Source organism: Rhizobium tropici CIAT 899, assembly GCF_000330885.1.
GTDB lineage: Bacteria > Pseudomonadota > Alphaproteobacteria > Rhizobiales > Rhizobiaceae > Rhizobium > Rhizobium tropici.
Genome location: NC_020062.1, coordinates 1,788,028 through 1,801,774, shown reverse-complemented (window position 1 = coordinate 1,801,774; position 13,747 = coordinate 1,788,028). Strand labels below are relative to the sequence as shown.

12 protein-coding genes are annotated in these 13,747 nt (G+C 60.2%); 3 read left to right on the top strand and 9 right to left on the bottom strand.

The window, feature by feature from the left end; genetic code table 11:
- Positions 1-29 precede the first annotated feature (29 nt).
- The gene (locus RTCIAT899_RS30360) at positions 30-929 is read right to left on the bottom strand and encodes a LysR family transcriptional regulator (protein WP_015343676.1); all 900 of its coding nucleotides are present in this window, start codon (positions 927-929) and stop codon (positions 30-32) included.
- A 59-nt stretch (positions 930-988) separates the two neighbouring features.
- Entirely contained in the window at positions 989-2,314 is a 1,326-nt protein-coding gene (locus tag RTCIAT899_RS30355; RefSeq protein WP_015343675.1) for an NAD(P)/FAD-dependent oxidoreductase, read from the bottom strand.
- Between the two features lie 225 nt (positions 2,315-2,539).
- On the opposite strand from RTCIAT899_RS30355, the gene RTCIAT899_RS30350 reads away from it, so the two are divergent.
- Entirely contained in the window at positions 2,540-3,016 is a 477-nt protein-coding gene (locus tag RTCIAT899_RS30350) for an Lrp/AsnC family transcriptional regulator (RefSeq protein WP_015343674.1), read from the top strand.
- A gap of 30 nt (positions 3,017-3,046) precedes the next feature.
- Here RTCIAT899_RS30350 and RTCIAT899_RS30345 read toward each other — a convergent pair whose 3' ends face one another.
- The 7 genes from RTCIAT899_RS30345 to RTCIAT899_RS30315 form a co-directional block, all read right to left on the bottom strand.
- The gene (locus RTCIAT899_RS30345) at positions 3,047-4,702 is read right to left on the bottom strand and encodes an ABC transporter ATP-binding protein (RefSeq protein ID WP_015343673.1); all 1,656 of its coding nucleotides are present in this window, start codon (positions 4,700-4,702) and stop codon (positions 3,047-3,049) included.
- Between the two features lie 2 nt (positions 4,703-4,704).
- Positions 4,705-5,556, bottom strand: coding sequence for an ABC transporter permease (locus RTCIAT899_RS30340; protein ID WP_015343672.1), 852 nt, complete (start codon positions 5,554-5,556; stop codon positions 4,705-4,707).
- Positions 5,553-6,503, bottom strand: coding sequence for an ABC transporter permease (locus RTCIAT899_RS30335; RefSeq protein ID WP_015343671.1), 951 nt, complete (start codon positions 6,501-6,503; stop codon positions 5,553-5,555). Before RTCIAT899_RS30335 ends, RTCIAT899_RS30340 begins: the two co-directional genes overlap by 4 nt.
- 94 nt (positions 6,504-6,597) lie before the next feature.
- The gene (locus RTCIAT899_RS30330; protein WP_015343670.1) at positions 6,598-8,208 is read right to left on the bottom strand and encodes an ABC transporter substrate-binding protein; all 1,611 of its coding nucleotides are present in this window, start codon (positions 8,206-8,208) and stop codon (positions 6,598-6,600) included.
- Positions 8,209-8,272: 64 nt separating this feature from the next.
- Complete coding sequence (locus tag RTCIAT899_RS30325; protein WP_015343669.1) at positions 8,273-8,989, bottom strand: HAD-IA family hydrolase; 717 nt, start codon at positions 8,987-8,989, stop codon at positions 8,273-8,275.
- Between the two features lie 231 nt (positions 8,990-9,220).
- Positions 9,221-10,597 carry an aspartate aminotransferase family protein gene (locus RTCIAT899_RS30320; RefSeq protein ID WP_015343668.1) on the bottom strand — a complete coding sequence of 459 codons (1,377 nt, stop codon included), beginning with the start codon at positions 10,595-10,597 and terminating at the stop codon, positions 9,221-9,223.
- Between the two features lie 13 nt (positions 10,598-10,610).
- A complete protein-coding gene (locus RTCIAT899_RS30315) occupies positions 10,611-11,450 on the bottom strand; it encodes a GNAT family N-acetyltransferase (protein WP_015343667.1) in 840 nt (279 codons plus the stop codon).
- Between the two features lie 323 nt (positions 11,451-11,773).
- Between RTCIAT899_RS30315 and RTCIAT899_RS30310 the strand changes: the two genes are divergently transcribed.
- Together RTCIAT899_RS30310 and RTCIAT899_RS30305 are read left to right on the top strand one after the other, a co-directional pair.
- Positions 11,774-12,442 carry a haloacid dehalogenase type II gene (locus tag RTCIAT899_RS30310; protein WP_041678487.1) on the top strand — a complete coding sequence of 223 codons (669 nt, stop codon included), beginning with the start codon at positions 11,774-11,776 and terminating at the stop codon, positions 12,440-12,442.
- 14 nt (positions 12,443-12,456) lie between these two features.
- Complete coding sequence (locus RTCIAT899_RS30305; RefSeq protein ID WP_015343665.1) at positions 12,457-13,731, top strand: NAD(P)/FAD-dependent oxidoreductase; 1,275 nt, start codon at positions 12,457-12,459, stop codon at positions 13,729-13,731.
- Positions 13,732-13,747 lie beyond the last annotated feature (16 nt).

Below are 13,747 nucleotides of genomic sequence, written 5' to 3'. Positions count from 1 at the left end.
ATGTTAGCTTTGACCGTATGGGCGCGATTTTACTCCGCGCCATCCTTCAGCGCGCCGGCACAGGCCTGGCGCAAATAATCGCGCATCATAAGGTGGCTGCCCGTCAGGGGGCGGTCCCGGCTGGTCAGCAGCGCGATCGGAACTGTCTTTCGTGGCAACAGCGGCCGGCGCACGAGGCCGGGAAACTGCTCCCACGGCAGCAGACCATCCACGATCGCGACACCGAAACCATTGCGGACAAAAGGCAAGGCGGTAATGGAGATATCGATCTCGATCGCGGGATTGAACGCCTGGTTTTCCGAAGCTGCGGCATTGGCAAGCAGCTGGCCGGGGAAGGTATCGGCGCGGTAGGAAATCAACGTCTCGTTCTGAAGATCGGCGAAGGTGATGCAATCGCGCGCGGCAAGATGGTGCCCTTCCGGCACGATGCAGATGAGTTCGGCATATCCGAGCGTTTCGACATCGATGCCGGGCCGCGCAATGTTGTTCATGACGATGCCGAGCGGGGCATCGCCATTGCGGATCATATCCACGACATTGATCAGCGGCGCGATCAGCGAGCGGACGACGATATCCGGATAGGTCGTCCTGAAGGCGAGAAGCGCCTTGGGTACGATCGACATGGCCGGTGGTGTCGTGGCCGCGATCCTGATCAAGCCGGTCCGCCCGAAGCGCATGTCGGTCGTTCGGCGCCGCAGCGCTCCGAGCTCGGAAAAGATGCGCTCGGCCTCCGGATACAGTTCTTCAGCCTCTCTCGTCGGGACCAGCTTGCCACGCACGCGGTTGAAGAGTTTGAACCCCAGCTGGTCTTCGGCATGCAGCAATATCTGGCTCAGCGCCGGCTGCGTGATGTTGAGCATGGCGGCAGCGCCGGTCACCGTTCCGGATCGCATCAGCATGCAGAAGACTTCGAGCTGACGGGCCTGCATCAGGAAAATCCATTTGGTCTGGTTCGGTTGCCGGCGAAGTCTAGCACGGACGAGCCATTTCAGAAGTCGGCTACCTTGCCCCATGCGGATTGCAGGAAACGGTCGGGGTGATAGGGTTTCGGGTCGACCATCGGCGTGGCACCGGTGACGATATCGGCGATCAGGTGGCCGGCACCCGGTCCGATGCCGAAGCCGTGACCGCTGAAACCGGCCGCCAGCACAAAGCCCGGTATGGATGCGATCTCGCCGATGCCGGGCACGCCGTCAGGGGTCGAATCGATGTAGCCAGCCCAACTTGCGGTGATGCGGCGGTTTGCGATGGCAGGCAGCAATTCGCGCGCACGGTCGTAGGTAAGCTGGATCGTGCCTCTATCGACGACTGGATCGAGGATACGCATCCGCTCCATCGGCGTCGGCTGGTCCAGACGCCAGCGCGACAGGCTTTCGTGGCCGCTGCGAAAGCCCTCGAAGCCGCCGAGAGAGAGCGCGCGCCAGCGGCGAACGAACATCGGGAGAAACTGTGCCCCGAACCGCATGTTCTGTGGCGTGGGATCGACGCGGCCACGGCCGCTGATGGCGAGCGTATGGCCGCCGTCGCCTCTGCGCGTCACCGAAACATACGCAGTATGAAGAGCATCCGGGAGTTCGCCGTCGCCGGCGCTGACGGAAAGGATCGACGAGCGGATCGACGCCTGCGGGAAGCGGATACCGAGCTGGCGGCAGAAGGACGAAGCCCAGGCACCGCCGGACAGGATGGCAATCCTCGTCCTGATCGTGCCTTCCTCGGTCACGACGGCGGAGAGCTTCCCGCCTTCGGTTTCTATGCCGCGCGCCGCGCAATTCTGGCGCAGGCAGCCGCCCAGTTTCATCAGGGCGCGAGCGACCGCCGGTGCAGCGTTGGCCGGATCGGCAATGCCATCGGTCGGGGAAAAGACGCCGCCCTTCCAGATGCGAGCAGTCGCCTTGCCGCGCTCGCTGGCCTGAATGCTATCGAGCATATGCGTGGTCACACCGACGCCGCGGGCAAAATCGCGCCAGCGGGCCCATCCTGCAAGCTCTTCCTCGCTATTGCTCAGATAGAAGAGGCCGCAGCGGCGAAAGCCGGTGTCCTTTCCCGTTTCTGCGGCGAATTGGTCCCAGAGCTCGAGACTCTTCGTTGCCATCGGCAGCTCGCGGGCGTCGCGGTTCTGTTGCCTGCACCAACCCCAGTTGCGGCTGGACTGCTCGGCGCCGACGCGACCCTTTTCGAGGAGAACGACCTTGAGACCCCGCTTTGCCAGATAATAGGCGGTAAAAACGCCGACAATCCCAGCCCCGATGACGACGACATCGGCGGACGTCGGCAATTCGGGAGAGTTTTCGACAAGGGCAAGCGGTGCGGGCATGGATGCGGGTCTCCTATCGAGCCGACAGCATAGCGAAACGATCGGACATGAAGCTGCCGCACAACCGCGCCATGCAGCATAAGATTCTGCTCATAGGGAACCAAGCGGCTGATTGTGCCGGTTCGATTCCTGCAGAATGAAATAGACAAGATGAGCCATGGTGTTATGCTCGATCTTCGAGAATTCGCAGCATAAAATGCCGCCTTAAAATGGGAAGATCTGCCGATGAAGCTCGACCGTATCGACATCAAGATCCTGTACGAACTTCAGAAGAACGGCCGCATCACCAATGTCGAATTGGCAGAGCTGGTCAACCTGTCGCCGAGCCCCTGTCTGATGCGGGTCAAGAAACTGCAGCAGGAAGGCTATATCGAGGGATACTCGGCCCAGATCAATATCGGGAAACTCGGCCAGACGCTGACCGTGTTTACGGAAGTCACACTCAAGAACCATCGACAGATCGACTTCGCCCGTTTCCTGTCGGCAGTCGAAAAGGTCGATCAGGTCATCGAATGCCACCTCGTTTCGGGTGGCTACGACTATATGCTGAAGTTCGTGACGGCTGGGATCGGAGAATATCAGACGATCATGGAACGCCTGACCGACCTGGATATCGGCATCGACAAGTATTTCAGCTTCGTGGTGCTCAAGTCGCCGATCGTCAAGGCGCACATGCCCTTGACCAGCCTGTTTCCCATGTAGCGTCCAATGGCATTTCCGGGCTGCGTCCGGCTAACCGTGGCCATACTCGCGCTTGAGTTCCGGGTCCTGAACGAGATTGTCGAGCCAAGCCGGATCGAGCTTGGGAACGGATCCGAACAGTAACTGGGAATAGGGGTGGCGCGGCGCATCTGCGGCTTCGCGTGTGATCTGTTCAACTTTCTTGCCGCCATACATCACAACGATCTCATCACAGATCGCTTCGACCACCGACAGATCGTGGCTGATGAAGATGTAGGACAGATGCAGCTCCCGCTGCAGTTCCTTAAGAAGGTCGATAATCGCCGCCGCAACCACCGTGTCGAGCGCGGATGTGATCTCATCGCAAATGATCAGCCGTGGCTCTGCCGCAAGCGCGCGCGCAAAATTCACGCGCTGCTTCTGTCCGCCTGACAATTCCGACGGATAGCGATAGCGAAGCGTACGCGGCAATCGCACCATGTCGAGCAATTCGTCGACCCTGGCCTCCCGAGCTCTGCGGTCCATCCCGTGATAGAAGGCCAGGGGCCGCTCGAGAATATCGGCAATAGACTTTGCCGGATTGAGCGCCGTATCGGCATATTGAAAGACGATCTGCATTTCCCGCAATTGATCGCGCGAGCGCAATTTCGCGGCGCGATTCATCTCGCTGCCATTGAAGCCGATGGTGCCTGATATGGCCGGCAATATGCCGGCGATTGCGCGCGCCAGTGTGGATTTTCCACATCCGGATTCGCCGATAATGCCGAGATTTCTGCCCTTCTCCACCTGAAGGCTTACGGATTGAACCGCGCACACCGCCGGCAGCCCGTTGGCCTGGATATCGCCATAGCCCGCTATCAGGCCGTCGATGCTAAGCACCGGTGCGATCGAGCCACCCACGCCGCTGCTGCGGAAGGCCTGTTTCGGCTCGACGGCGGCGAGCAGCTCGCGCGTATAGGGATGGCTCGGCCGTCTTAGGATCGTCTCCGTCTCCGCGATTTCCTGGATTTCGCCGCCCTTGAGCACGGCGATGCGATCGGCGATCTGGGCGACGACCGCCAGATCGTGTGAAACATAGACGCCGGCAATGTCGCCGGCACGGATGACGGACTTGAATGCCTTCAGCACATCGATCTGCGTCGTCACATCGAGCGCGGTCGTCGGTTCGTCGAAAATGACCAGCTTGGGTTCGCCGATCAGAGCCATGGCTGCGGCCAACCGCTGCAACTGGCCTCCCGAGACCTGATGCGGATATCGTTCGCCGATTGTTTCGGGGTTCGGCAGCGACAGCGCTCGGAATAGCTCGATCGCGCGCCGGCGCGCTTGTTCGGGCGGCATCAACCCGTGAATACGAGTGACCTCGATCACCTGCTCCATGATCTTCGTTGCCGGGTTGAAGGCTGCCGCTGCACTTTGAGGAATATAGGCAACCGTGGTGCCGCGGACCTTCGAACGCTCGTTTTCGGAAAGGGCGGCCATGTCCCGCCCATCGACTTGGATCTCCCCGCCGGAGATGCGACAGCTCTCGCGCGCATGCCCCATGAGCGTCAGCGCGATCGTCGTCTTGCCCGAGCCGCTTTCGCCGATGAGCGCGACAATCTCGCCTTTGGCGATATTGAAACTGACGCCCTTGATGATTTCAACGATACGCCCGGAATCGGTCGTCGCCTCGACTTTCAGATTCTTGATTTCAACGAGATTGGCCATCGTCATGCGCTCCTGTCTCTGATCCTGCGCGGCAGGTTGTCGATCAGCAGGTTGACGCTGATGGTGAGGCTGGCAATGGCAAAGGAGGGCACGATCACGGCCGGTGCTGCGAAGGGCAGTCCGCCGATATTTTCGCGGACCAGGGCTCCCCAGTCGGCGTAGGGCGGCTGCAAGCCGAGGCCGAGAAAGGATAGACCGGACAGCAGGAGAACGACGAAGACGAAGCGCAAACCGAAATCCGCCAGAACGGGACGGATGATGTTCGGCAGAATTTCCGAACCGATAATGTAGCCGACCCGCTCGCCGCGGGTGCGGGCAACCGTGATGAAATCCATCGTGTTGATATTGACCGCGAGCGCGCGGGCAAAGCGATAGGCGCCGGGCGTATAGATGACGGCAAGCGTGATGATCAGCACCGGAATGGACGAGCCGACGGCGGCGACGACGACCAGGCCGAAAAGCTTGCTTGGAATGGAGTTCAAAGCATCGAGAAACCGGCTCAGGATCGTGTCGAACCATCCACCGACAACTGCGGCGGTCATGCCGAGCGTCACGCCGCAAAAGCAGCAGAGCGTGACCGCAGCCAATGAAATGCCGACCGTATAGCGCGCGCCCATCAAAACGCGCGAGAACATGTCACGGCCGAGATAGTCCGAGCCGAGCCACAATTGCCGGCTTATAGGGCCGAAATAGTCGGTATCGACGATATCGCCGACGGAATAGGGGAGCATGTAGGGCGCGAACAATGCGACGATCGTCCAGCCAAGGATTATGGCAAAGGCCACAACGCCAACAAGGCTGACATTATAGCCGAGAAGGGAAGGGGTGCGGGAAGCCAAGCTGTTCATGGTCATCGCAGCCTCGGATTTGACAGGATTGCGATGATATCGGCCATGGTGATCAGCAGGAGATAACCGAGGCAGAAGATCATCGCGCAGCTCTGGATGAGCGGGAGATCGCGGGTCGCTACGGCGTCCACCATCAATTTGGCGATACCCGGATAGTTGAAGATGGTCTCGACGATGATCACGCCGCCGACGAGATAGGAGAGCGACAGTGCGACCGCGTTGACGATCGGCCCCAGCGCGTTGGGCAATGCGTGCCTGAACACCATGCGGCCGCGCGAGGCGCCCTTGAGCAGGGCCATTTCCACATAGGGCGTCTTCAGCGTCTCGATCAGGGCTGCCCTGGTCATGCGGATCATCTGGGCTGAGATGACGAAGGTGAGCGTGATGACGGGCATGGCGTAGATCTTCAGAAGATCGAAGACCGTATGCACCTGGCTGATGGAGGACAGTGCCGGCAGCCAGCGCAGATAGACGGCGAACAGCAGCACCGCAAGCGTTGCGACCATGAATTCCGGCACCGATATGACGCCGATGGAAATGATCGTGACAATCCGATCGTAATAAGAGCCGCGAAGCATGGCCGAAGTAATACCAAGCAGGAGTGCAAGCGGGACTGAGACGAACGTCGTAATGGCGGCAAGCTCCAACGTCGCAACCAGGCGGCGGCCGATCAGTTCCGCGACGGGCATATTGTTTGCATAGGACGTACCGAGGTCACCCCTGATCAGGCCCAGAAGCCATTCCAGGAACCGCAGGATCGCAGGCTCGTCGAGATGCATTGCCTTGCGCAGGCCCGCAACCGCTTCTGGCGTCGCTGCCTGGCCGAGCAGGATGGACGCCGTGTCTCCCGGCAGCATGCTGGTTGCGAAGAAGACGGCGAATGACACGATCAGCAAGGTGATGAGCGCGATGAAGAGCCGGTTTAGGATGAGATTGGAGACCTCGGATCTCAATGGCAATGCTCCTGCGGCGATCTACGACACGAACGGCGTTCGCGAAACGGAGGTTCCCGGACGGGTTTGCGCCGTCCGGGGGGCTCAGCTGCCGCTAGGCATCGAGCCACAGATACTCCGCCATTGCATAACCCATCATGCCACCGAGCGGGTTGGCTTCCAATCCGTGCACCTTGCCCGAAAGTGCATCCACATTCGAGATGTAAGCCGGGATGATGGTGCCGGCTTCTTCAGCGATCATCACCTGCATTTCGGCGTAGATCTGCTTGCGCTTGGCCTGATCGAGCAAGCCGCGGGCTTCGATCAGCATCTTGTCGAACTTTTCCGACTTGTACTGGCTTTCGTTCCACGGTGCATTCGAAGCGTAGAGAAGTGAAAACAGGATGTCCGGCGTCGGGCGCGGATTGATGTTGCCGAAATGGATCGGTGCCTTGAGCCAGTAATTATCCCAATAACCATCGGAAGGAACACGCTGGACATCGAGCTTCAGGCCGATGTTTGCGCCGGCCGCCTGGATGATCATCGCCATGTCGATCGACGAAGTTGCAGCGTCGGAGGCTATCACCGGAATGGATTGTCCGAGCACGCCGGCCTTCTGGAAATGGAACTTCGCCTTGTCCGGATCGAAGGTCTTCGGCTTCAGATCGTTGTTGTGATAGATGTTGGCGGGGGAAACGGGCTGATCATTGGCAACTTCGCCAAGGCCGCGCAGGGCCGACTTGACGATCTGCTCGCGATTGACCAGCGACTTCATGCCATCGATGAAGTCCTTCTTGTTGCCTGGTGTCATGTCGAGGCGCATGTTCAGATTGGTATAATTGCCGCTCGTCGTTTTCGACAGCGTAAAGCCCGACTGTCCGTCGATCAGCTTCATGGCGCGGGGATTGATCGAAGCGGCGTAGTGAATGTCGCCCGAAAGCAGCGCATTGACCCGGGCATTGTCATCGCTGATCGCAAAGAACTCAAACGACTCGAGGTAGGGCTGGCCGGACTTCCAGTAGTTCTTGTTCTTCACCACGACTGAGCGATTGCCCGGATCGAAGGTTTCGAGAACGAAGGCTCCGGTGCCATTGCCCTTCGAGAAGTCCGTCGTGCCGTTGGCGACGATCATGAAGTGATGCAGGGCGAGAATGGTCGGCAAGTCGGCATTCGGGTTGGCCAGGGTGATTTCGACCGTCGACTTGTCGACGGCCGTGAAGCCGGTCATCTGCGCAGCGATCTTGGCGACTTTCGAGCCAACGCCGGGATCGAGATGGCGTTTGAGCGAGAAGACGACATCATCGGCCGTCAGCTCCTTGCCGTCATGGAATGTCACGCCCTTGCGCAGCTTGATAGTCCAGGTCTTGGCGTCCTTGCTTTCGATGCTTTCGGCGAGCTCCATCTGCGTCACGCCGGCCTTGTCGATGAAGGTCAGGCGATTATAGAGCGAACAGCAGCGTACATAGTCCGTCGACAGCGATGCCTTGGCAGGGTCAAGCGTGTCGGCGGTCGAGGACGACCAGCCGGCCGCTTTCAGATTGCCTCCGGATTTGGGCGTGGCCGCGACGGCATTCGATGCCCGGCCGAGCACCAGGCCGCCCGCCGACATGGCGACACCGCCTGCCAGAAGCATGGTGAGAAGTTCGCGGCGGGTGGCGCCTCGACGAATGGCGTTCTCGACCATCGCGTCATCCGAGGCGGTCCAGTTCATGATCTTGTCGTTCATGTCATTCCCCTTTTTTCTGGTTGGCAGTCTGCTTTTTATTGCATGCGACGATGATGACGGCTGGTCAGGCCGCCTCCAGCGCCCTCACGGCTTCGGCAAGCTCAGCCATGGATTTGAAGTGGTAGTCCGGCGTGGTGAATTCGGCCGGTTCGATCGTGCCGCCGTAACCGGCCTGTGCGTGACGGCGCTGGATCCAGCAATTCGTCATCCCCAATTGCCGGGAGACCCCGATATCGTGGTACTGGCTCTGCGCTACGTGGAGAATATCGTCCTTGCTGGCATTCTCGCCTGCCACGAAGTCGAAGACCTTGTGAAAGAAGGCCGGATCGGGCTTCTCGGTGCCGGTGTCGTCGGCGGTGAAGGCAGCGTGGAACGGGTGCCCAAGTTCCGCCGAGAAATGTTCGAAGGCCCAGCGGCGGGCGTTCGTCATGGCAATCAACCGATATTTGCGGGCAAGCTGCGCCAGGGTTTCGGCACTGTCGGGAAAGGCTTTCCATAGTCTGGCGGAATCGCGCAGGCGCCGACCATAGGCCTCTTCGGCCGGCAAACCGAGTTTTGGGGCGATGGCGAGATAGACACGTACGAGATCGTCGGGAAACAGATCGGCATCATCGGCGTAGCGTGCGGCTCGATAGAGCGCGAGCGCCTCCTCGCCGTCGATCGTCACCTTCGCTTCAGCTGCAATTTCGTTGAGGCAGGTTTTGAGGCCGCCTTCAAAGTCGATCAGAGTTCCGACAACGTCGAAGCTCATATATTTGAATTCTGCCAACGACTTAGTCATATCTTACCCCAGTCTGCTTGCTGGCGGCGCCGGGCGGCCGCCTTGCGGAAGATTATGCTGTTCCCAGGTCCACTTAGTTTTCTGACGCTCCCGAATTTGCCGGGATGGACCTTCATTAAGGATAAGTTTGGCACTTCGACCGCGCCGTTTGCGCCGAATCGGACTAGCGATGCGGCACAAAATTCTGAAAAACGCCTGCGCGCGGTATATCGATCCTGGCCCTCGGCCGGTTCAGTCCTTCAGCGCCCGGCGGACGTTGGGATCTTCGAGCGTCTGATCAAGCGTCTTTTCCGTTCGTTCGATGATCGCATCGATATCGGCGTCCGTGCAGCAAAGCGGCGGAGCATACCCCAGCACGCCATTGGCGAACGCGCGGACCACCAGGCCGTTTTCCCAAGCCCGGTCGAAAATCCGGCGTGAGGGCTGGGCTTCCGCCGGCAGCGGCGTTTTTGCGACCTTATCCACGACCAGCTCGATCGCAGCCAGCATGCCGCGCCCGCGGACATCGCCCACCAGGGGATGATTTCTCAGGCTCTCGAGGCCCGCCATCAGCCTCGCGCCGGCTCTTCTGCCGTTTTCGAGCAGTCCGCCCTCGTAGAGTTTCAAGACTTCCAGCCCAACGGCCGCGCTGACGGGGTGGGCGGAATAGGTGTAACCGTGACCCACGGCAGAGGCTCCGGCTCCATCGGCAATGACCTGATAGACGTGATCCGCCATGAAGACCGCGCCCATCGGAACGTAACCGGAGGTGAGCCCTTTCGCCGTGGTGATGAAATCGGGAACGATCTCGTCTTCGGAACAGGCAAAAAGCGGGCCTGTCCGGCCGAAGCCGGTAATCACTTCGTCGGCGACGAAGAGAATGTCGAGTTCCTTGCAGAGTTCCCGCATGGCCTTCATCCATCCCTTCGGTGGGACAATCACGCCTCCGGAGCCCTGGATCGGTTCGGCGTAGAAGGCGGCAACCCGGTCTGCTCCGATCGCGTCGACCTTCGCTCTGAGTGCTGCGAGAGACGCTTGGATGATGGCGTTCGCATCCTGCCCGACGGGATTGCGATAGGGGTAGGGCGACGGAATTTTGTGCTGCCAGTCGAGCGGAACGCCGAAGCCGGCATGGAAGTTGGGCAGGGCGGTCAGTCCCGCGCCGACCGTGGAAGAGCCGTGATAACCCTGCTCGATCGAGATGAACTGATCGCGCTGCGGTTGGCCGCGGGCAAACCAGTAGTACCGGATGAAGCGGACGGTACTGTCGATGGCGTCAGAGCCGCCTAGCGTGAAATAGATGTGGTTGAGGTCGCCGGGCGCGCGTTCGGCGAGCTCGGCGGCAAGGCGGATGGCCGATTCACTGCCGAGGCCGAAATAAGCTGTCGCATAGGGAAGCTCGCGCATCTGGCGAGCCGCCGCCTCCACGATCGTTTCGTGACCGTAGCCGGCGTTGACGCACCAAAGCCCCGCGAAGCCATCGATCAACTGGCGGCCTTGAGCATCGGTGATCGTTGCTCCCTTGGCGGATGAGAGCACCCGCACGCCTTGTTGCTCATGGCCGCGATAGGAGGCGACCGGATGCACCAGATGGGCGCGATCGAGCTCGATGAGGGAATTGCTGTACATGGTCTTCTCCGGATCAGCCGAGCGCCTGGTTGGCGAGGGCGAAAGTAGTGACTGTCGAGGAATTGCTGCGCTTGATAACGGGGTTCGCCATGGTGATGCCGCCGCCGACATGGACAAGCGAGTGGCTGGCCAGCCATGGTCCAAGGCCGGTTTCCGCACCGGTGTCGACACGCAGGAACGCACCGGTTTTCCGGCTCATGAAGTGGGATAGAAGCGATTTCGCATCTTCAATGTCTGGGGCGACGACCGGCCCTACGACCTCGCCTCGGCCGAAGGGACGAAGGCAGGCGAAGGCGGCGACCTTGCCGTTATGGCGGATGATCGCAAATTCACCCAGATCCGCTAATCGTTCAATCAGGGCGGAACGGTCGGCGCCAAACGCTTCGCGGTCGAGAGCTGTAATTGCCGAGATATCGGCTTTGGTCGCCGCTTCGGTGTTTGCCGGTTTCGCAACTGCCGCGACCAGGCCTTGGTGCTGAACGACGGCGCCGGTCTGGCAAAATCCCAGCTTTTCATAGAGGGGCAGGCCATCGGAGGTCGCGGTGAGGCGCAGGGGGCGGTCATCCGCGAGAGCCAAGGCAGCCTCCATGAGACGGCGTCCCAGCCCGCGTCCGCGCATGCTTGCAGCGACGATCACCATGTTGATCGTCGCGCAGTCCGTTTTGTAAGGTGTGAGGAGCGTGGTACCGACAACCTCGTCATCAGCGGTGATCGCAACGACACCGTTACTTAGGCCGAGGGCGACTTTCCAGTCCTCCAGGCGATGAGGCCAGCCGGCCTCCTGCGACAGGCGGACCGCGGCGTCCAAATGGTCGGGACCGAAAGGCCTGATTTCTATCTGTCGCTCCTGCATGGCACTCCTCGCATTTCTTTGTTCGAGTGTCGGAGCGTCGGGGCCGGAAGATTATCTGAAGGCGATGTCGTTGACGGTATCTTTCGCCGTAGCTGCTCGCCCTCGCCGCATCTTATGCCGTCACGCCACTGACGGCAGTCGCGAAAGTGTAAGCGAAAGGCGTCTTCATCGTCCGTTCTTGCAAGCAAATGCCAAACGAACGCCGCTATACGAAACTTTCTGCTCCGAACCTCGCAAAATCAGTGGGCTCACGCGCCGAAAGCAATCCTATTATTGTGTTCTCCACCAATCGCCTCGAGGGGCAGAATGTAAGGATGAAGCGCATGACCACCTTCCGCCCGAAATATATCACCTTCGATTGTTACGGCACGCTGACCAATTTTCAGATGGCGGAAGCTGCCCGTGACCTCTATGGCGATCGCCTCGACGAGCCGGCCATGCTGCAGTTCATCAGAAATTTCGCTGCCTACCGGCTCGATGAAATCATGGGCGACTGGAAGCCTTATGCAGAGGTGGTGCACAATTCGCTCGAGCGGGCCTGCAAGCGCAACGGCGTTGCCTTCAAAGAGGAAGATGCCAGGGTGGTTTATGAACGCGTCCCCACCTGGGGGCCGCATGCCGACGTTCCGGCAGGCCTTGCCAAGGTGGCGAAGGAAATTCCGCTTGTCATCCTCTCGAATGCGATGAATAGCCAGATCATGTCGAATGTCGCAAAGCTCGGCGCACCCTTCCATGCCGTCTATACGGCCGAGCAGGCCAATGCCTATAAGCCGCGCTTCCAGGCCTTTGAATACATGTTCGACATGCTCGGTTGCGGCCCGGAAGACATCCTGCACTGCTCGTCCTCCTTCCGCTACGACCTCATGTCGGCCCATGATCTCGGCATCAAGAACAAGGTCTGGGTCAACCGTGGTCACGAGCCGGCCAATCCTTATTATGGCTATGTCGAAATCGCCGATATTTCCGGTCTGCCCGGTGTTGTGGGGCTCTGAGAAAGGGCAGCCAGATGAAATATTCCTCTTATTGGCACGACACGGCGCCCCGCTTTGCGGGTGCCGCCGCCGGCCCCGTCGAAGGGCATTATGACGTCGTCGTCGTGGGCGGCGGCTTCACCGGGCTTGGCGCCGCCCGGCAGCTTGCCATGGCGGGGGCGAAGGTCCTCGTTCTGGAGGCTGAGACCGTCGGCTTCGGCGCGTCCGGTCGCAATGGTGGTCATCTGAACAACGGCCTGGCGCATAGTTACATCGCGGCCAAGGCGGAATTGGGCAAGGAGCGGGCAATCGCCCTCTACCATGCGCTGGACGCCTCGATCGACACGCTCGAAGCGATTATCGCGGAAGAGGGGATCGACTGCAATTTCCGCCGCGCGGGCAAGCTGAAGCTTGCCTCCAAGCCACAGCATTTCGAAGGCCTGGCCAGGAATTTCGAGGCAGTGCATGCCGAGGTCGATCGCGACACCGCGCTGCTGTCCGCCGCCGATCTCAAGAATGAGGTCGGTTCGCCGTTTCATGGCGCGATGCTGTCGAAGAAGAGCGCCATGATGCATATGGGCCGCTATGTCGCCGGATTGGCCGAGGCGGCCAAGCGACGCGGAGCGGTCATCGTGGAAGGCGCTGCCGTGACGGAGCGCAGCCAAGCTGGCGGCAGGCACGTTCTCAAGACCACCAAGGGCACCGTCACGGCGGACCATGTCATGATCGCCACCGGCGCCTATACGACAGCCAATTTCAGTTACTTCCGCCGCCGCATCATGGCGGTCGGCAGTTTCATCGTCGCGACCCGGCCTTTGACCGACGCTGAAGTCGCCTCGGCAATGCCCGGCAATCGCACCTGCGTGAACACGATGAACATCGGCAACTACTGGCGCCTGTCACCGGATAACCGGCTGATCTTCGGAGGGCGGGCCCGCTTCTCCGCAACATCGGACCAGCGCTCCGACGCCAGAAGCGGCGAGATCCTGCACGAAAGCCTCGCCCATATATTTCCCCAGCTCGCCAAGGTTGAGATCGACTATTGCTGGGGCGGTCTGGTCGATATCACCAAGGATCGCTATCCGCGTGCTGGCTATCACGACGGCATCTGGTACGCCATGGGCTATTCGGGCCATGGCGCGCAACTTTCCACACATCTCGGCATGACCATTGCCGATGCGATTCTGGGAAGGCCCGACCGCAACCCGCTCAAGGGGCTCGATTGGCCGGCCGTCCCCGGCCATTTCGGCAAGCCCTGGTTCCTGCCCTTGGTCGGCTTGTATTACAAAACGCTCGACAGATTTCAGTGATATCAGCCGGTGCCAG